This window comes from Nonomuraea sp. CX421 (assembly GCF_059358955.1).
In genome coordinates this window covers 343,792-362,360 of the sequence record NZ_JCADBK010000005.1, presented here as the reverse complement: position 1 = coordinate 362,360, position 18,569 = coordinate 343,792, and the positions used below count along the sequence as shown (strand labels likewise).

Below are 18,569 nucleotides of genomic sequence, written 5' to 3'. Positions count from 1 at the left end.
TCAAGGTAGCGACGGTCCGGACGGCACAGCCAGCCTCCCGGGCCAGTAAGGGAGTGCAGTGGCGAAGGTCCGGGTATACGAGCTCGCTAAGGAGTTCGGCGTAGAGAGCAAGGTCGTCATGGCCAAGCTCCAGGAGATGGGAGAGTTCGTCCGTTCGGCGTCCTCCACCATCGAGGCGCCGGTGGTCCGCAGGCTCACCGAAGCACTGGGCGCATCCAAGGGTGGGCCCTCAAGGGGCGGCGGTTCGCCGTCCAGACCGCAGCCGCCGAAGGCTGCACCACGGCCGGCGAGCAGCCAGGCCGCCAACGGCGCCGCCGAGGCGCCGACCCCCACGGTTCCGCGTCCGGGTCCCAAGCCCGGTCCGCGTCCCGGCCCGGCGACGAGCGGCACGCCTCGCCCGCCGGTCCCCATGCCCCAGCAGCAGCCCCCGGCGCAGCAGCCCGAGGCCGCTCGTGGCGACACGTCCGGGGCTCCGCAGGCCCGTTTCGACAGCGGCGCGCGTCCCGAGAGCGCTCCGCGTTCCGACGGCGGCGCGCGTCCCGCGCCCGGCCCGCGTCCGGGTCCCGCGGCTCGTCCGGGTCCCAAGCCCGGCCCCGCGGCCCGTCCAGGGGCGTCCGGTGGCGGTGCCTCCGGCGGCGCGCGTCCGGGTGCGTCCACCGGTGGTGGCCCCCGTCCGGGTCCCGGTCCCAAGCCGGGTCCCCGTGGCCCGCGTCCGGGCAACAACCCCTTCTCGTCCAACGCCAGCGGCATGGGCCAGTCCCGTCCGCCGCGTCCCGGCGCCGGTCGCGATGGCGGCGGCCCCGGCCAGCGCGAGCGTCGTGACGGCCCGCCGCGTGACGGCGCCATCCCGCGCCCGCCGCAGGGTCGTGGCGGCGGCGAGGGCAGGCCGGGCACGGCCGGTCCGCGTCCGGGTCCGCCCGGCGCCGCCGGACCGCGTCCCGGTCCCGGCGCGGGTGGTCCCCGTCCCGGTGGTCCGCGTCCCAACCCGATGATGATGCCGCAGGGCCGGCCTTCCGGTCCCGGCGGTGGCGGCGGTGGCCGTCCTGGCGGCGGTGGCGGCGGTGGCCGTCCCGGTGGTGGTGGCGGCGGTGGCCGTCCGGGTGGTGGCGGCGGTCGTCCCGGTGGCGGCGGCGGTTTCGCCGGTCGTCCCGGTGGCGGTGCGGGTCGTCCCGGCACGAGCACCGGTGGTCCCGGTGGCGGCGGCGGTTTCGCCGGTCGTCCGGGTGGCGGTGGCCGTGGTCGTGGCGGCGGCACCGCGGGTGCCTTCGGGCGTCCCGGCGGTCGTCCCGCGCGTGGCCGCAAGTCCAAGCGTCAGAGGCGCCAGGAGTTCGACAACATGTCGGCTCCGGCGATCGGCGGTGTGCAGGTCGCCCGTGGCAACGGCGCGACCATCCGTCTTCCGCGCGGTGCGTCGCTGGCCGACTTCGCCGACCGGATCGGCGCCAACCCCGCCGCGCTGGTGCAGATCATGCTGCACCTCGGCGAGATGGTGACCGCCACGCAGTCGGTCAACGAGGAGACGCTGCAGCTGCTCGGCGCCGAGCTCGACTACAACATCCAGGTGGTCAGCCCGGAGGAGGAGGACCGCGAGCTTCTCGAGGCCTTCGACATCGAGTTCGGCGAGGACGAGGGCGACGAGGCCGACCTGGCCGCGAGGCCGCCGGTCGTGACCGTCATGGGTCACGTCGACCACGGTAAGACCAAGCTGCTCGACGCCATCCGCAAGACCAACGTGGCGGCGCGCGAGGCGGGTGGCATCACCCAGCACATCGGCGCCTACCAGGTCGCCACCGAGCACGAGGGCGAAGAGCGCAAGGTCACCTTCATCGACACCCCGGGTCACGAGGCGTTCACCGCCATGCGTGCCCGTGGTGCCAAGGCGACCGACATCGCCGTGCTGGTGGTCGCGGCCGACGACGGCGTGAAGCCTCAGACGATCGAGGCCCTCAACCACGCCCAGGCGGCTGACGTGCCGATCGTGGTCGCGGTCAACAAGGTCGACAAGGAGGGCGCCGACCCCAACAAGGTCAGGGCCCAGCTCACCGAGTACGGCCTGGTGGCCGAGGAGTACGGCGGCTCGACGCTGTTCGTCGACATCTCGGCCAAGAACGGCACCGGCATCGAGAACCTCCTCGAGGCCATCGTGCTGACCGCCGACGCCGAGCTTGACCTGCGGGCCAACCCGACGATGGACGCCCAGGGCATCGCGATCGAGGCCCACCTCGACAAGGGCCGCGGCCCCGTCGCGACCGTCCTGGTCCAGCGCGGCACGCTCCGCGTCGGCGACTCCATCGTCTGTGGCGAGGCCTTCGGCCGCGTCCGGGCGATGCTCGACGACAACGGCGAGCCGGTCGATGAGGCCACGCCGTCCCGTCCCGTTCAGGTGATGGGCCTGACGGCCGTGCCCGGCGCCGGTGACAACTTCATCGTCGTCACCGACGACCGGATGGCCCGGCAGATCGCCCAGCAGCGCGCGGCGCGCAAGCGCAGCGCCGACATGGCGAAGTCGAGCCGTCGCCGCACCCTCGAGGAGCTGTTCAGCGACCTCGAGAAGGGTCGCGTCGACGAGCTCAAGCTCATCATCAAGGGTGACGTGTCCGGCTCGGTGGAAGCCCTGGAAGACGCCCTGCTCAAGATTGACGTGGGCGACGAGGTCAACCTTCGGGTGCTGCACCGCGCCGTCGGCGCCATCACCGAGTACGACGTCAACCTGGCGGTCGCCGACGACAACGCGGTCATCATCGGCTTCAACGTCCGCCCCGAGCCTCGGGCGCGCGACCTGGCCGAGCGCGAGGGTGTCGACATCCGCTACTACTCGGTCATCTACCAGGCGATCGAGGAGATCGAGGCGGCCCTCAAGGGCATGCTCAAGCCCGAGTTCGAAGAGGTCCAGATGGGCACGGCGGAGGTCCGCGAGGTCTTCAAGGTGCCGAAGATCGGCAACGTCGCCGGTACGCTGGTCCGCTCCGGTGTGATCGTCCGCAACAGCAAGGCCAGGGTGATCCGCGACGGCGTCGTCGTCGCCGACAACCTGACGGTCTCCTCGCTGCGGCGCTTCAAGGATGACGCGACCGAGGTCCGTGAGGGCTTCGAGTGCGGCATCGGGCTCGGTTACAACGATCTCCGGATCGACGACGTGATCGAGACGTTCGAGATGCGGGAGAAGCCGCGCGCATAACCGTGCGGCCGGGCGCCCGGCGGACCATCCGCCGGGCGCCTCTCGTACGTCAGAGTCTGGTCACCACCGCAGCAGGCTCGGCGTGCGCTTCACACACCAGGACAAGCGGTGGTTGCCAACGATGTATGTGGGTGCGCTAACCCTGGACATCCTGCTCGGCGACGTGCATTCGCTGAAGCAGAAGCGCTCGGTCGTGCGGCCTCTGGTCGCCGAATTGCACCGGCGCTTTCCCGCCGTCGCCGTAGCCGAAACCGGCCACCTCGACCTGCATCGCAGAGCGGAGGTCGGCATCGCGGTGGTCTCCGCCTCAGCGGGTAACTGCAAGGAGGTGCTGGACGCCTGCGAGCGGGTGGTGGCGTTCCATCCTGAGATCGAGCTGCTGTCCGCCAGGCAGCGGCTCTACAACGACGATGACTGAACGACGGCACGACCACGGTCGTGCGTGAGGGGGAGCGAACATGGTGGATGCAGCACGAGCGCGTAAGCTTGCCGATCGCATCCAGCAGATCGTGGCCGAGATGCTGGAGCGCCGGATCAAGGACCCTCGCCTGGGGTTCGTGACCGTCACCGACACCCGCATCACCGCAGACCTGCGTGAGGCCACGGTGTTCTACACGGTGTTCGGCTCCGATGCCGAGCGCGCCGACAGCGCCGCCGCTCTGGAAAGCGCCAAGGGCATCATCCGATCTGAGGTGGGCAGGCAGACCGGCGTGCGTTTCACTCCGACACTGACGTTCACTCACGACCCGCTGCCCGACAGCGCCCGCCAGCTCCACGATCTGATCAGCGTGGCCAGGGCGCGGGACGCGGAGGTGGCCCGCAAGGCGGAGGGCGCCGCCTACGCCGGCGAGGCCGACCCCTACAAGAAGCCCGACGAGGACGAGGCCGACTTCGACCGGAAGCCCGACGAGGACGAGGCCGACCAGGCGGGACATCCGGCACCGTGACGCCGGACGTGCGCGACCGCGTTGAGCGCCCGCCCCGCCTGGGGGCCGCGGTGTCACCGATCTCCGAGGCCACCTGGGAGCGGGCGCTCGACCTGATCGCGGGAGCCGACGAGATCGCGCTGGCCTGTCACGTGTCACCTGACGGTGACGCGCTCGGCTCGATGCTGGCCACCGGCTTCGCGTTGAGGTCGATGGGCAAGCGGGTGGTCGGGTCCTTCGGCGACCGGCACTTCGCGGTGCCGCGCCTGCTGCGGTTCCTCCCGGGCCAGGACATGCTGGTCCCGCCGGAGGACTATCCGGCCGCGCCCGAGCTGATGATGACGTTCGATTCCCCGTCGGCCGAGCGGCTGGGCCTGATCGGGCCGAGCGTCGCCGCCGCCCGCGAGGTCATCGTGGTCGACCATCATCGGTCCAACACCGGTTTCGGCACGGTCGGCCTCGTCGATCCCGGCGCCGCGGCGACGGCCATGCTCGCCGAGCAGCTCATCCACCGGCTCGGGGGCACGCTTGACCGCGACATCGCCACCTGCCTGTACGCCGGGCTGGTGACCGACACCGGATCGTTCAGGCACTCCTCGACCACGCCCGCGGCCCACGAGATGGCCGCCCGGCTGGTCGCCACCGGTCTGCGCACCGACGAGATCGCCCGCGAGCTGTGGGACCGCTCGCCGTTCGGCTATCTCAAGGTGCTCGCCGCCGCGCTCGACCGGGTGGAGCTCTGTGACGGGCTGGTCTGGACCTACGTCACCCGGGTCGACCGAGCGGCCTACGGCCTGCCCTACTCCGAGGTCGAAGGCATCATCGACATCGTACGGCGCACCGACGAGGCCGAGGTGGCCGTGGTGCTGAAAGAGGACGACGAGGGCGCCTGGCAGGTCTCGACCCGGTCCAAGGGCACGGCCGATGTGGGCGCGCTCTGCGCGGCGATGGGTGGCGGCGGTCACCGCAACGCGGCCGGGTTCACCTCGCACGAGAGCGTTGACGACACCATCGGCGCATTCCGCCGTCTGCTGGGGAAGGTCTGATGGCCGAGAGCGGTCTGATCATCGTTGACAAGCCGGCCGGCTGGACCTCCCACGATGTGGTGGCCCGCATCCGGCGTCTCGCGGGCACCCGGCGGGTGGGCCACGCGGGCACGCTCGACCCGATGGCCACAGGTGTGCTGGTGATCGGCGTGGAGAAGGCGACCCGCCTGCTCGGTCACCTGGCGCTGACGGAGAAGGTCTACTCCGCCACGATGCGGCTGGGCGTGACCACCAACACCGACGACGCCGAGGGTGAGGTCACCGTGACGGCATCGGCGGCGCGCGTGACGCCGGCCGAGATCCACAAGGGCGTCGCCGCGCTCACCGGCGAGATCATGCAGATCCCCCCGCAGGTCAGCGCGATCAAGGTCAACGGCGAGCGGGCCTACAAGCGGGCCCGCGCGGGTGAGGACGTCGAGCTGGCCGCCCGTCCGGTCACCGTGCGCGGCTTCGAGGTGCTCGACATCCGGACGGACGGCGACGTCGTCGACGTCGACGCGGTCGTCACCTGCTCCAGCGGCACCTACATCCGGTCGCTGGCCCGCGATCTGGGCGCCGGGCTGGGCGTCGGCGGTCACCTGACGGCGCTGCGCCGCACCCGGGTCGGCCCCTACGACCTGTCCCTGGCGCGCACCCTCGACGAGTTGGCCGCCGAGTGCGCGATCCTGCCCATCGGCGAGGCCGTCGCGGCGGCGTTCACACGGCGCGACGTGACGGTCGAGGAGGCCGTGATCGTCCGGCATGGGGGCCGGCTGCCGGCCGCGGGGCTCGGCAAGGAGCCGATCGGCGTGTTCGGCCCGGACGGGGAGCTGCTCGCGCTGGTCGAGGAGCAGGGCCGGCTGGCCAAGCCGCTGGCGGTCTTCGTGACCTGACGGGTCACCGCTTGCGGGCCACCAGGATGTCACGGACGATCGCCTGGTCCACCCAGTGCTCGAAGTCGGGATGCCCGGCCACGTCGAGCCCGGCCGACGTGAGGATCTCGGCGAGGTCGTCGCGGCTGCCGCCGTAGGTGTTCCACGAGATGCCGAGCGCGCCGCCGGGCCGCAACAGCTCGGCCCAGACCGGCACGGCCTGCCTGATCAGCTCGAGCGGGCTGCGCGAGAGCCCGCCGCCGCCGCTCTTGCTGCCATGCTGTACGCCATAGGGCGCGTCGGTGACGATCACGTCGAACGAACGTGGCTTGAAGAACTCCCGCCCGCGCAGGGTGTCGGCGTTGACCACCGAGACGCGCTGCACGTCGCCCGCCTTGAACGCCTCCTTCGTCAGCCCGAAGGAGATGTTGAGCCGCCGCCCGGCCAGTGCCCGCTCACGACGTACGGGCACGGTCTCGGCGGTGTGCTTGAGCCGTTTGTTCTTCAGCCAGGTCTTGAGGAAGCCGGAGTAGGCCTCGAAGTCCTTGCCGTCGACGTCGACACCGTAGGCGTCGTATCCGTACATGAGGGCCTGGTTGAGCGTGGTGCCGCGGCCGCACATCGGGTCGAGGATCGACAGCTTGCCGTCGAGGGGGAAGCCGGAGGCCAGCACGGTGACGTTGAGCAGGAGCTTGGTGAAGTGCTCGTTGGTCTTGCCGGCGTATTTCTGGATTGTGATCAGGTCGCTGCTCAGCCGGTCGAGCGGCCGCATCGTGAGCGGCCGCAGCAGGTCGCCCTCCATGCCGAAGATCGCGTAGACCGACGACAGGTTGGCCAGCAGGTCGAGGTCGTGCGAGGTCAAGGACCCCTCGAAGGTGACATAAGGTACGCCACCGAGGATGGTCTCCTCGATCCCCGACAGCTCGCCTTCCAGCGCGCCGCCGAAGACGGTCAGCTCGGCGCGGGTCAGCCGGACGGCGCTGGCGCCGTAGACCCGGTTGAAGGCAGGCAGGATCAGAAGGGCGTATCGAGGCATGGTGCGACCGATCGTACCGCCCTCGATTGGAACGAAGACCGACCAGCATGGCAGGCTGGTGGGGATTGATCTGCCACGAGCGAATGGGGCCGGGAGTGCTGGATTCGGAGAGGGCCGTCGTCGCGATCGGCATGTTCGACGGGGTCCACCGGGGGCACCGGCGGGTGGTCGAGCGGGCCGTGGGCATCGCCCAGGAGAAGGGGCTGCGCGGCGTGGCCGTCACGTTCGAGCCGCATCCCGACGAGGTGGTGCGGCCCGGCATGCAGCCGCCCCGCCTCAGCACGCCCGGTCGCCGCACCGAGCTGCTGGCCGGGCTGGGGGTGGACGACGTCTGCGTGCTGGAGTTCACGCTGGAGCTGTCGCGGATGAGCCCCGGTGAGTTCGTGCGGACCGTGCTGGCCGACCGCCTGCGCGCGGCCGTCGTCGTGGTGGGGGAGGACTTCACGTTCGGCCACCGGGCGGCCGGCGACGTCGAGGCCCTGCGCGCGCTGGGCGACAAGTACGACTTCACCGTCGAGGCCGTCCCGTTGCTCGACGCGATCTCCAGCAGCCGGATCCGCGAGCGGCTCGCGGCGGGCGACGTCGAGGGCGCCGCCGCCGGGCTGGGCCGTCCGCATCGGGTGGAGGGCGTGGTGGTGCGCGGTTACCAGCGTGGCCGCCAGCTCGGCTTCCCCACCGCCAACGTCGAGACCCCGCCGCACAGCGCCATCCCCGCCGACGGGGTCTACGCGGGGTGGCTCGAATGCGTGCCGGTCGCCAACCTGCCCACCCTCTACGAGGGAGAGCGCTGGCCCGCGGCCATCTCGGTCGGCACCAACCCGACGTTCGAGGGCGTGCCGCGCACCGTCGAGGCGTACGCGCTCGACCGCGACGACCTGGAGCTGTACGGCGTGCACGTGGCGGTCGACTTCGCCGCGAGGCTGCGCGGCAACACCAGGTTCGACTCCATCGAGGCGCTCGTCACCCAGATCCACGCCGACGTCGCCGAGACCCGCCGCCTGACCGCCGAGTCCGTGGCGCGTGACGATACGCGAGCACCCGACTCGGAGTGGTAACCTTGCATGTCGGCTCTGTGACGGCGGCGTAGAGCGCTGCCCGAAGGGCTTCGCTGCGGCGACTGTAGGCACGCACGGTCGTTCGCAATTCATGTTCATCCGCGCGTGTCCGTATATTTGAAGGAGAGCCGTGTCCCTCGACACCGCTGCCAAGAAGTCCATCATCGCCGAGTATGCGACGGCCGACGGCGACACCGGTTCGCCCGAGGTGCAGATCGCGCTCCTCAGCAAGCGCATCAGCGAGCTCACCGAGCACCTGAAGACGCACAAGCACGACCACCACAGCCGTCGTGGTCTGCTCCTGCTCGTCGGGCGCCGGCGCCGCCTGCTGAAGTACCTGCAGAAGGTCGACATCGCGCGCTACCGTTCGCTCATCGAGCGGCTCGGCCTGCGCCGATAGCATGAGGAGGGAGCGGCGTCCGCGTCGCTCCCTTCGGCTATCAGCCCGGCGCGTCGGGAGGCATGCCACCGCGCGCCTGGCGTACAACTGAAGATCCGAGACACTTACAGCCCCCGCGTCCGCACAAGCACCATGCGACCCGCGACGCATGCGGGCCGGTCCTCGGTAGTGGCTTCCGGTCATCAGGACCGGGCGCTTCGATCGAAGACCGGCGCTGCACCTAACGAGGGTGCCGGTGAGAAGAAGGGCGCGGGAGACCGACCGACCAAGGAGGTCCCCCGTGGAGGGTGTCCACACCGCCGAAGCCGTCATAGACAACGGCACGTTCGGCACGCGAACGATCCGATTCGAGACCGGCCGTCTCGCCCGTCAGGCGGCGGGTTCCGCCGTCGCCTACCTTGACGGCGACACGATGGTGCTGTCCGCGACGACCGCGTCCAAGTCGCCCAAGGAGAACCTCGACTTCTTCCCGCTGACGGTCGACGTCGAGGAGCGCATGTACGCGGCGGGCCGCATCCCCGGCTCGTTCTTCCGGCGTGAGGGCCGTCCGTCCGAGGACGCCATCCTCACCTGCCGGCTGATCGACCGGCCGCTGCGCCCGTCGTTCGTCAAGGGCCTGCGCAACGAGGTGCAGGTCGTCGCCACCGTGATGGCGCTCAACCCCGACCACCTCTACGACGTGGTCGCGATCAACGCCGCCTCGCTGTCGACCCAGCTGGCCGGGCTGCCGTTCTCCGGTCCGATCGGTGGCGTACGCGTCGCGCTGATCGACGGCCAGTGGGTGGGCTTCCCGACCCACACCGAGCTGGCCCGCGCGACGTTCGACATGGTCGTGGCCGGGCGGGTGCTCGGTGACGGCGACGTCGCGATCATGATGGTCGAGGCCGAGTCCACCAAGGACACGCTCAAGCTGGTCGCCGACGGCGCCGTCGCGCCCACCGAGGAGACCGTCGCGCAGGGTCTTGAGGCCGCCAAGCCGTTCATCAAGGTGCTGTGCGAGGCGCAGGCCCGCATCGCGCAGGTGGCGGCCAAGGAGACGGCCGAGTACCCCGTGTTCCTCGACTACCAGGACGACGTCTACAACGCGGTCGAGGCCGCGGTGAAGACCGAGCTGGCCGCCGCCCTGACCATTGGCGCCAAGCAGGAGCGCGAGGCCGAGCTCGACAAGGTCAAGGCGCTGGCCGCGGAGAAGCTGCTGCCCGAGTTCGAGGGCCGCGAGAAGGAGGTCTCCGCCGCGTTCCGCTCAGTGATGAAGAACCTCATGCGCGAGCGGGTCGTCAAGGAGGGCCTGCGCATCGACGGCCGCGGCACCAAGGACATCCGCGCGCTGTCCGCCGAGGTCCACGTGGTCCCGCGGGTGCACGGCTCGGCGCTGTTCGAGCGTGGCGAGACCCAGATCATGGGCATCACGACGCTCAACATGCTGCGCATGGAGCAGAACGTCGACACGCTCAACCCCGAGCGCACGAAGCGCTACATGCACAACTACAACTTCCCGCCCTATTCCACGGGTGAGACCGGCCGGGTGGGCTCGCCCAAGCGCCGCGAGATCGGCCACGGCGCGCTCGCCGAGCGGGCGCTGATCCCGGTCCTGCCCTCGCGTGAGGAGTTCCCCTACGCGATCCGGCAGGTCTCCGAGGCCCTCGGCTCCAACGGCTCGACCTCGATGGGCTCGGTCTGCGCCTCCACGATGGCGCTGCTCGACGCCGGTGTGCCGCTGCGGGCCATGGTCGCGGGCATCGCGATGGGCCTGATCGGCGACGGCGACAACTACGTCACGCTGACCGACATCCTCGGCGCCGAGGACGCCATGGGCGACATGGACTTCAAGGTCGCCGGCACCAAGGACGTCATCACCGCGCTCCAGCTCGACACCAAGCTCGACGGCATTCCCGCCTCGGTGCTGGCGAGCGCGCTGAAGCAGGCCAAGGGCGCCCGCCTGGCGATCCTCGACGTGATGCAGGAGGCGATCGACTCTCCGGCGGAGATGAACCCGACCGCGCCGCGGATCATCACGATCAAGGTTCCGGTCGACAAGATCGGCGAAGTCATCGGCCCGAAGGGCAAGATGATCAACCAGATCCAGGACGACACGGGCGCCGAGATCACCATCGAGGACGACGGCACGATCTACATCGGCGCCACCGACGGCCCGTCGGCCGAGGCCGCGCGGTCCGCGATCAACGGCATCGCCAACCCGCACATGCCGGAGGTCGGCGAGCGCTACCTGGGCACGGTCGTCAAGATCGCGGCGTTCGGCGCGTTCGTCTCGCTGATGCCCGGCAAGGACGGCCTGCTGCACGTCTCCCAGATCCGCAAGCTGCACGGCGGCAAGCGCATCGAGAACGTCGAGGACGTGATGAGCGTCGGCGAGAAGATCCAGGTCGAGATCGCCGAGATCGACCAGCGGGGCAAGCTCTCGCTCGTGCCGGTCGAGGTCATCGAGAAGGAGGCCGCCGAGAAGGAGGCCAAGGGCGAGTCCGGCGCCGACGAGGGCGAGGCCGCGCAGGCCGACGACAAGCCTCGTGAGGAGCGGCCCCGCCGCACCCGCACCCGCGTTCGCGCTCCCCGTAACGACGGCGACGACCGCAACTCGTGATCACCGTGACGTTGCACCCCGGCCGCGATGGGGCCGGGGTGGTCAGGCGCACCGTCCTCCCCGGTGGGCTGCGCGTGGTGACCGAGACCATGCCGACCGTGCGAAGCGTCGCGGTCGGCATGTGGGTCGGCATCGGCTCGCGTGACGAGGCCCCCGAGCACACGGGAGCCACCCACTTCCTCGAACACCTGCTGTTCAAGGGCACGCCCACGCGTGACGCCATGGAGATCTCGGCGTCCATCGAGGGCATCGGCGGCGAGATCAACGCGTTCACCGCCAAGGAATACACCTGCTACTACGCGCGGGTGCTCGACGAGGACCTGCCGGTCGCGGTCGACGTCCTCGCCGACGTGGTGACCAGCTCGCTGGTGACCCCCGACGACGTCGAGTCCGAGCGCGGGGTGATCCTCGAAGAGATCGCCATGCACGACGACGACCCGTCCGACGTGGTGCACGAGCAGTTCGCGGCGGCCCTCTACGGCGACTCGCCGATCGGGCGGCCCATCCTGGGCACGGTCGAATCGATCAACTCTCTCGACCGCGACCGGATCGCCGAGTACTACCGGCGTCACTACGAGCCACGCCGTACGGTCGTCTCGGTGGCGGGCAACATCCGCCATGAGGAGGTCGTCGAGCTCGTCACCCGCGCCTACGAGCGGGCGGGCGCCCTTGACGGTCCGCCGGAGTTCGATCCGCCACGCACGAGCGGCCCGGGCGCCGAGACCCGGTCCCGAGCCATGGTCCTCGACCGGCCGACCGAGCAGGCCAACCTGGTGCTCGGCACGACCGGCCTGGCCCGCACCGACGACCGCCGCTTCGCGCTCGGCGTGCTCAACGCGGCGCTCGGCGGCGGCATGTCGTCCAGGCTCTTCCAGGAGATCCGCGAGAAGCGCGGTCTGGCCTACTCCGCCTACAGCTACACCTCGGGCTACGCCGACACCGGGCAGTTCGGCATCTACGTCGGCTGTCTGCCGTCGAAGATCGACGACGTGCTCAAGATCTGCCGTGACGAGGTGGCCAGGGTGGTGGCCGACGGGCTGAGCGCCGACGAGATCATGCGCGGCAAGGGCCAGATGCGCGGCGGGCTCGTCCTCGGCCTGGAGGACACCGGCTCGCGCATGTCGCGGATCGGCAAGAACGAGCTGGTCTACGACGAGCTGATGTCCATCGACGAGGTGCTCGGGCGCATCGAGGGCGTCACCCCGGACGAGATCGCCGAGGTGGCCGGAGACATCCTGAGCCGGCCGCTCACGCTGGCCGTGATCGGCCCTTATGGCGACCGGGACTTCTCCGACGCCATCCGCTGACGTACGCCCGCACGCGGGCCCTCGGGTGGGCCCGCGTCCGGGTGGCCGTATAGGGTTGACCCTGTGATCAAGGTAGGCGTGCTCGGTGCCCGGGGCCGTGTGGGCGTCGAGGTGTGCAAGGCGGTCGAGGCGGCTCCCGACATGGAGCTGGTGGCCGCGCTCGACAAGGACGACGCCATCGAGGGCCTCGAAGGGGCCGAGGTGGTGGTCGACTTCACCCATCCCGACGTGGTCATGGACAACCTGCGGTGGGCCATCGAGCACGGCATCCGGCCGGTGGTCGGCACCACCGGGTTCGACGCTGAGCGGCTCGACACCGTGCGCGGCTGGCTGGCCGCCTCGCCCGGCACCAGCGCCCTGATCGCCCCCAACTTCGGCATCGCGGCCGTGCTCATGATGCACTTCGCGCAGCAGGCGGCCCGGCACTTCGAGTCGGTTGAGATCATCGAGCTGCACCACCCCAACAAGGCCGACGCCCCGTCCGGCACCGCCCGCCGCACCGCGGAGCTGGTCGCCGAGGCGCGGGCCAAGGCCGGGCTGGGCGCCATGCCCGACGCCACCAGCACCGAGCTCGACGGAGCGCGCGGCGCCGACGTCGACGGGGTGCACGTGCACGCCGTACGCCTGTCGGGCCTCATCGCGCACCAGGAGGTGCTGCTCGGCGGTGACGGCGAGACCCTCACGATCAGGCACGACACGATGAGCCGCGCGGCGTTCACCCCCGGCGTGCTGCTCGGCATCCGGCGGGTACACGAGCTGCCCGGCCTCACCCTCGGCCTGGAGCCTCTGCTCGACCTCTGAACACGACGTGCCCACGGCCTGGTGGCAGGCGGTGGGCACGAAGTGGGGAGGGGGTCTCGGCTCCGCACAGCCGAGCCACGATCTTCACATTAATACAGTGACCGGATCCGCCCGGACATGAGACCGTGTCGCCATGGTGCGGTGGGCCGAATCCAGCGAACTGTCCGGTCTGATCTCCGTCGAGCTGGCCGCCGACGGGCTCTTCCAGCAGGTGGGCATCGAGTTCCCGCCGGGGACCACCCAGATCGAGGAGGTGGCCGATCCCGGCTCGGTGCTGGTCGAGGGGGAGCCGCCCGCCGGGTTCGCGCTGGTGGGCTGGGTCGACGGCAACCTCCATCTGGAACAGCTGGCCGTACATCCCTCGTGCATGCGGCAGGGCATCGGCGGGAGGCTGATCACAGCGGTGCGGGAGCACGCGCTGGCCGCCGGCGCGCCGGCGGTGACGCTGACCACCTTCCGGGACGTGCCGTGGAACGCCCCCTGGTACGAACGCCACGGCTTCACCGCGCTGCCCGAGGCCGCGTGGGGCCCGGAGCTGCGGGCCCTGGTCGAGTACGAACGTGAGCTGGGCATCGAGGTGGCGCCCCGCGTGGTGATGCGCGGTTGACGGGGGCCTACAGGGCGATGGCCAGGCCGATCGCGAAGAGCAGGCCGTACACCATCTGGAGCCGGCCGGTCTGCTGGAGCGCGCCGATCAGGACGGGCCCCTCGGCGCCGCGCAGCACGGCCCGGACGGGAGGGACTGCCAGGGGGGCCGCCAGCACGGCGAGCGCGGCGAGCGGCGCGACCGGGATCATCCCCAGCGCGATCGCCAACGGCACGATCAGGCAGGCCGCGTAGAGGGTGCGGGTGCGGGGGGCGCCCAGCACCACAGCCAGGGTCCGCTTGCCGGCCGGTCTGTCGGTGCTCACGTCGCGCAGGTTGTTGACCACGAGCATCGAGCACGACAGCAGCCCGACCGGGATCGACGCCACCAGCGCGGTCCAGGATAGCTGCTCGGTCTGGACGTACGCGGTGCCGACCACGGGCACCACGCCGAAGAACACGAAGACCGACGCCTCACCCAGGGCGCGGTAGCCGTAGGGGCTGCTGCCGCCGGTGTAGAACCAGGCGGCGGCGATCGCGGCGGCGCCCACCAGCAGGATCCACCAGCCACGGGTGACGACCACCAGGACCAGCCCGAGCACGGCCGCGGCGGCGAAGCAGCCGAGTGCGGCGGTCAGCACCTGGCGCGGCGTGGCGGCCCGCGAGCCGACCAGTCGCATCGGGCCCACGCGCTGGTCGTCGGTGCCGCGGATGCCGTCGCTGTAGTCGTTGGCGTAGTTGACGCCGATCTGCAGCAGCAGCGCGACGAGCAGCGCGAGGAGTGCCCGCCACCAGACGAAGCCCTGCTCTCCGATGGCCACGCCGGTGCCGACCATGACGGGCACGACGGCGTTGGGCAGCGTGCGGGGGCGCGCGCCGGCGACCCACTGGCCGGTGGTTGCCATGTCGGGATGTCCTCTAGCTGATGTCGGTGGTGAGCCTGACCATGCGGATCGGGCGGCCCATGTCGAGCACGCGCTCGGCCATGTCCTCGCCCCAGCCCGCCGACTCCAGGAAACCCAGCACCGCGTAGTTGTCGGCGAACACCCAGGTGACGATCTGCCGGTAGCCGTCGTCACGCAGGTGGTCGACGGTCGCGTTGAGCAGCCGGCTGCCGTGGCCGCGGCGTACGAAGTCGGGGTCGACCAGCAGCGTCAGCATCTCGGCCACCACGGTCGGATCGAGGTCGGGATCCTCGGCGGGAGCGTGGGAGGCCAGGCCGACCACGCGCTCGCCGCCGCGCGGAGTGGCGAGGGCGGCGCTGCCGCCCGCCCCGAGCGCGGGGAAGCCCTCGGTGTCGAGGATGGTCTCCACCGCGACCAGCACCCGATGCCTGGACGTGGGTGGAGCGACGATCGCCTCGTCCCACTGGCGCAGCCACATCTTCTCGGCCGCGGGACCGGTCATCTGCTCAAGTGGACCCTCGGGAAGGAAATCCCGATAGCCGTAGCGCCAGGCACGAATCTGAACATTCGCCACCTGGAGCACATCCTCGCGCCGGGCCGCCCGGACGCCTACGTCTGCCATCTCGGCCCGCTCCTTCGCCTGCCGTCATGCCACAAGGCACGAGTTACACCGTATCGGTGTTTGAACCTTGGGGACGACGCGAACCCTGCTTCCTAGCCCGGTAAGCGCGTGTTTTGGTGCGGTTACCGCAGACCCGCATAGAACACCACGAACGAGATCGATTCTTCGACACGTCGACGAACGCCCACTGGCAGCCGTGCTCGGCACACACCTTCAGCCGCTCCCAGGACCCGTCGGTGACCGCGGCGGAGATGCGGGCCAGACCGCCCGCGACACCGCCCTCCACCGCGACGAGCTCCGGCCGCTCACCGACCGACACCCTGAGCGGCAGCAGCGGGAGCTCGGCCGGCTCCCGCCTGAGCACGGCCCGCAGTCCCTCGCGGAGCGCGACCGCGGTGGCCAGATCGTCGTCGCCCGCCCGGTCGAGCGGCCCGATGAGGTGGTGCTCGCGAAGCCAGACCGCCAGCTCCGCGGGAGACGTCAGCTCCTCCGTGCCTGCTTCGAGATCGACGGTGTTGAGAAAGTCACGCACGAGCTCCGCAGGCGCCAGCATGTCACCACTGTACGGCAATAGCAGGTTGCAGCATGATGGTCCCTATGATCGTTCGCACCTGGCGTGGCTGGACCCACGCGGCCGATGCCGAAGCCTACGAGTCCTACCTGATGAGCACCGGATTCCCCGGCTACACCGCCACTCCCGGCAACAAGGGCGTCCAGTTCACCAGGCGTGACGCCGGCGACCGGGCGGAGTTCTTCCTGATCTCGCTCTGGGAGTCGTGGGACGCGGTCAGGGCCTTCGCCGGGGAGGACCCCGGCAAGGCAGTCTTCTATCCGGAGGACGAGGCGTACCTGGTCGACCGCGAGCTGACAGTCGACCACTACGAGGTGTTCGCCAGCGCCTGAGCCGGCCGCTTACGAGGTGTCGGCCAGCGCCTGAGCCAGCCGTCGCACGCCTTCGGCCAGCTCCGCCAGGTGCGCGGCGGCGATGTGGGTGACCCGGATGCGCGGGCCGGGCGGCTCCGACGGGTAGTAGATCCTGCCGGGGCTGACCAGCACGCCGTTGCGCTGCGCGGCCTCGACCAGCGCCCGTTCGTCGGTCTCCGGCGGCAGGCGTACCCACAGGTGCATGCCGCCCCTCGGCAGCAGGTGCAGCTCGGCGGACGGGAGCCGCGCGGCCAGCTCGGCGGCGAGCGCGTCGCGACGGGTGGCGATCTCGGCGTGCATCGTCGCCAGATGCCGCCGCCACGCGGGCGAGCCGACGAACTCCAGCGCCGTCTCCTGCAGCGGCCGGGCCACGAAGAACGACTCCACCAGCTGGCCGGCCCGCAGCCGGTGCGCGGCCGGACCGCGCGCGATCACGGCCGCCACCCGCATGCTCGGTGAGAGCACCTTGGTGAGCGAGGAGATGTGCACGACGGTGCCGTCGGGGTCCATCGAGACCATCGGCGGAGGCGCCTGCTCGGTCAGGAACCGGGCGAAGTCATCCTCGATCACGAACGCGCCCGCCGCCCGGGCCACCTGGAGCACCTGCTCGCGGCGCTCACGCGGCATCGTGGTGCCCGTCGGGTTGTGCAGGGTGGGCTGGGAGTAGAAGACCCGCGCGCCCGTCACGGCGAAGGCCTCGGCGAGCAGGTCGGGCCGCACGCCCTCTGTGTCCATGGGCACGGCCGTCGTGCGCAGCCCGGCAGCCCGCGCCGAGGACTGCGCTCCCGGATAGGTCGGTGTCTCCACCAGCACCTGCGTGCCCGGCGCCGCCAGCGCCCGGAAGGCGTGGGTGAGCCCGGCCTGCCCACCGCTGACGATCAGCGCGTCGGCCACGGTCACGTCGCCTCCGGCCTGCGCCGCGAACCACCTGCGCAGCTCCGTCAGGCCCGTCAGCGGGGGCATCGCCCACGCGTCGGGCCTGCGCACGGCCCGCGCCGCGGCGGCGGCGAGCTGTTTGTCCGGCCGCAGCCCCGCATGGGGGTAGCCGCCGGTCAGCGGCACCACGCCCTCGGGCGGCCGGTCGAGCAACCCCGCGATGGCCGAGTCGTCGACCACGCGGTCGCCCAGGGCGACGGTCTGCCAGGAGAAGTCGGCGGTGTCGGCGGGCCGCTCCGGCCGGTGCGTCGCGAAGGCGCCGCTGCCGGGCCGGGTCACCACCCTGCCCTCGGCGGCCAGCCGGCCGATGGCCCTGGACACCGTCACGGGGCTCACGTTGTGCCGCCGCATGATCTCCCGGCTGGACGGCAGCCGGTCTCCCGGACGCAGCCGGGAGACCTCCTCGCGCAGCATCGCGGCGATCTGAGCGATACTGCTATCGTTGTTCATGAGAGAACAGAATAGCGCTATCGTTGCTGGGGAGATAGCGGTCCCATCCGCGTCCGCCCGGTCCTCGCGCAGGACCGCCCGGCAGGGCACCGCGCTGGCCCTCCTGGGCGTGCTGGCCTTCTCCGGCTCCTTTCCGGCCACGGTTTACGCCATGCGCGGCTTCGACCCCTGGCTGGTCGCCCTCGGCCGGGCCGCCGTCGCCGGCGTGGTCGCCCTGATCTGCCTGAAAGCCGCGAACGTCCCTCTCCTGCCGCCGCGCCGCGAGTGGCGCTCCTACGCGCTGATCTCCCTCGGCGTGGTCTTCGGCTTCCCGGTGTTCAGCGGCCTCGCGTTCGACCTCGGTGCCACCACCGCCCACTCCGCTGTCGTCATCGGCCTGCTGCCCGCCGCCACCGCCGCCTACGCCGTCCTGAGCGCCGGCGAGCGTCCTCGGCCGCTGTTCTGGATCGCCTGTACGGCCGGCGCCCTCGCGATCACGGCCTTCACCTTCACCCGCGACCAGGGAACCGCCGCCTGGGCCGACCTCCTCCTCGTCGGCGCCCTGCTGTCGGCCGCCGTCGGCTACACGGAAGGCGGCAAGCTGTCCCGCGACACCCCCGGCTGGCAGGTCATCTCCCGTGCCCTCGTCCTGTCCCTCCCGGTCACCGTTCCCAGCGGCGTCGTGCTCGCCCTGACCACTCCCGTCCAGCCGTCGGCCGAGGCGCTGGCCGGGTTCGCGTACGTGGGGCTCGTCTCGATGTTCCTCGGCTTCTTTCCCTGGTACGCCGGACTCGCCAGAGGGGGCATCGCCCGGGCCGGGCAGACCCAGCTCGTCCAGCCGCTGCTCACCCTGGTGTGGGCCTGGTTCCTGATGGGGGAGAGGTTCGGGGCGGCGACGCTGGCCGCGGCGGTGGCCGTCCTCGTGTGCGTCGCCGCGACCCAGCGCGCGCGTACTTGAAAGCCGTGACG

The 18,569-nt window shown here is 71.0% G+C and carries 18 protein-coding genes; 13 read left to right on the top strand and 5 right to left on the bottom strand.

What is annotated here, in order from left to right; all coding sequences use genetic code 11:
- The first annotated feature begins 58 nt into the window (after window positions 1-58).
- The 5 genes from infB (at window position 59) to truB (ending at window position 6,022) form a co-directional block, all read left to right on the top strand.
- Window positions 59-3,178 (top strand): translation initiation factor IF-2, encoded by a 3,120-nt coding sequence (gene infB / locus AC5L3X_RS13090; protein WP_494857197.1) that lies wholly within the window; start codon window positions 59-61, stop codon window positions 3,176-3,178.
- Window positions 3,179-3,299: 121 nt separating this feature from the next.
- The gene (locus AC5L3X_RS13085) at window positions 3,300-3,596 is read left to right on the top strand and encodes a DUF503 domain-containing protein (RefSeq protein ID WP_189127202.1); all 297 of its coding nucleotides are present in this window, start codon (window positions 3,300-3,302) and stop codon (window positions 3,594-3,596) included.
- 40 nt (window positions 3,597-3,636) lie between these two features.
- Window positions 3,637-4,125, top strand: a complete 489-nt coding sequence (gene rbfA / locus AC5L3X_RS13080; RefSeq protein ID WP_494857196.1) for a 30S ribosome-binding factor RbfA — start codon at window positions 3,637-3,639, stop codon at window positions 4,123-4,125.
- Window positions 4,126-4,133: 8 nt separating this feature from the next.
- Window positions 4,134-5,150, top strand: coding sequence for a DHH family phosphoesterase (locus AC5L3X_RS13075; protein WP_494857195.1), 1,017 nt, complete (start codon window positions 4,134-4,136; stop codon window positions 5,148-5,150).
- A complete protein-coding gene (gene truB / locus AC5L3X_RS13070; protein ID WP_189127167.1) occupies window positions 5,150-6,022 on the top strand; it encodes a tRNA pseudouridine(55) synthase TruB in 873 nt (290 codons plus the stop codon). The genes AC5L3X_RS13075 and truB overlap by 1 nt, the downstream gene beginning before the upstream one ends.
- Before the next feature lie 4 nt (window positions 6,023-6,026).
- On the opposite strand, the gene AC5L3X_RS13065 is transcribed toward truB, so the two are convergent.
- Window positions 6,027-7,037 carry a TRM11 family SAM-dependent methyltransferase gene (locus tag AC5L3X_RS13065; protein WP_494857194.1) on the bottom strand — a complete coding sequence of 337 codons (1,011 nt, stop codon included), beginning with the start codon at window positions 7,035-7,037 and terminating at the stop codon, window positions 6,027-6,029.
- 83 nt (window positions 7,038-7,120) lie between these two features.
- Here AC5L3X_RS13065 and AC5L3X_RS13060 point away from each other — a divergent pair, with 83 nt between their 5' ends.
- The 6 genes from AC5L3X_RS13060 to AC5L3X_RS13035 all read left to right on the top strand — a co-directional run bounded on the left by AC5L3X_RS13060 (window position 7,121) and on the right by AC5L3X_RS13035 (window position 13,806).
- The gene (locus AC5L3X_RS13060) at window positions 7,121-8,092 is read left to right on the top strand and encodes a bifunctional riboflavin kinase/FAD synthetase (RefSeq protein ID WP_494857240.1); all 972 of its coding nucleotides are present in this window, start codon (window positions 7,121-7,123) and stop codon (window positions 8,090-8,092) included.
- Between the two features lie 130 nt (window positions 8,093-8,222).
- A complete protein-coding gene (gene rpsO / locus AC5L3X_RS13055) occupies window positions 8,223-8,492 on the top strand; it encodes a 30S ribosomal protein S15 (RefSeq protein ID WP_189127169.1) in 270 nt (89 codons plus the stop codon).
- A gap of 280 nt (window positions 8,493-8,772) precedes the next feature.
- Window positions 8,773-11,091: a polyribonucleotide nucleotidyltransferase gene (locus tag AC5L3X_RS13050; RefSeq protein WP_494857193.1), complete on the top strand. Its 2,319-nt coding sequence runs from the start codon at window positions 8,773-8,775 to the stop codon at window positions 11,089-11,091.
- Window positions 11,091-12,398: a M16 family metallopeptidase gene (locus AC5L3X_RS13045; RefSeq protein WP_189127204.1), complete on the top strand. Its 1,308-nt coding sequence runs from the start codon at window positions 11,091-11,093 to the stop codon at window positions 12,396-12,398. The genes AC5L3X_RS13050 and AC5L3X_RS13045 overlap by 1 nt, the downstream gene beginning before the upstream one ends.
- A gap of 63 nt (window positions 12,399-12,461) precedes the next feature.
- On the top strand, window positions 12,462-13,199 hold the full coding sequence (gene dapB, locus AC5L3X_RS13040; protein WP_189127171.1) for a 4-hydroxy-tetrahydrodipicolinate reductase: 738 nt from the start codon (window positions 12,462-12,464) through the stop codon (window positions 13,197-13,199).
- A gap of 133 nt (window positions 13,200-13,332) precedes the next feature.
- Entirely contained in the window at window positions 13,333-13,806 is a 474-nt protein-coding gene (locus AC5L3X_RS13035; protein ID WP_494857192.1) for a GNAT family N-acetyltransferase, read from the top strand.
- Window positions 13,807-13,813: 7 nt separating this feature from the next.
- On the opposite strand, the gene AC5L3X_RS13030 is transcribed toward AC5L3X_RS13035, so the two are convergent.
- From AC5L3X_RS13030 to AC5L3X_RS13020, 3 genes are read right to left on the bottom strand one after another with little or no spacing between them, the layout of a single operon-like run.
- Window positions 13,814-14,689 carry a 1,4-dihydroxy-2-naphthoate polyprenyltransferase gene (locus AC5L3X_RS13030; RefSeq protein WP_189127173.1) on the bottom strand — a complete coding sequence of 292 codons (876 nt, stop codon included), beginning with the start codon at window positions 14,687-14,689 and terminating at the stop codon, window positions 13,814-13,816.
- A gap of 13 nt (window positions 14,690-14,702) precedes the next feature.
- The gene (locus tag AC5L3X_RS13025; protein WP_189127174.1) at window positions 14,703-15,311 is read right to left on the bottom strand and encodes a GNAT family N-acetyltransferase; all 609 of its coding nucleotides are present in this window, start codon (window positions 15,309-15,311) and stop codon (window positions 14,703-14,705) included.
- Window positions 15,312-15,354: 43 nt separating this feature from the next.
- Entirely contained in the window at window positions 15,355-15,864 is a 510-nt protein-coding gene (locus AC5L3X_RS13020; protein WP_494857191.1) for a CGNR zinc finger domain-containing protein, read from the bottom strand.
- 44 nt (window positions 15,865-15,908) lie between these two features.
- Here AC5L3X_RS13020 and AC5L3X_RS13015 point away from each other — a divergent pair, with 44 nt between their 5' ends.
- Window positions 15,909-16,214 (top strand): hypothetical protein, encoded by a 306-nt coding sequence (locus tag AC5L3X_RS13015; protein ID WP_189127176.1) that lies wholly within the window; start codon window positions 15,909-15,911, stop codon window positions 16,212-16,214.
- 9 nt (window positions 16,215-16,223) lie between these two features.
- Here AC5L3X_RS13015 and AC5L3X_RS13010 read toward each other — a convergent pair whose 3' ends face one another.
- On the bottom strand, window positions 16,224-17,621 hold the full coding sequence (locus AC5L3X_RS13010; protein WP_494857190.1) for an aminotransferase-like domain-containing protein: 1,398 nt from the start codon (window positions 17,619-17,621) through the stop codon (window positions 16,224-16,226).
- Here AC5L3X_RS13010 and AC5L3X_RS13005 point away from each other — a divergent pair.
- The gene (locus AC5L3X_RS13005; protein ID WP_494857189.1) at window positions 17,620-18,558 is read left to right on the top strand and encodes a DMT family transporter; all 939 of its coding nucleotides are present in this window, start codon (window positions 17,620-17,622) and stop codon (window positions 18,556-18,558) included. The genes AC5L3X_RS13010 and AC5L3X_RS13005 overlap by 2 nt on opposite strands.
- Window positions 18,559-18,569 lie beyond the last annotated feature (11 nt).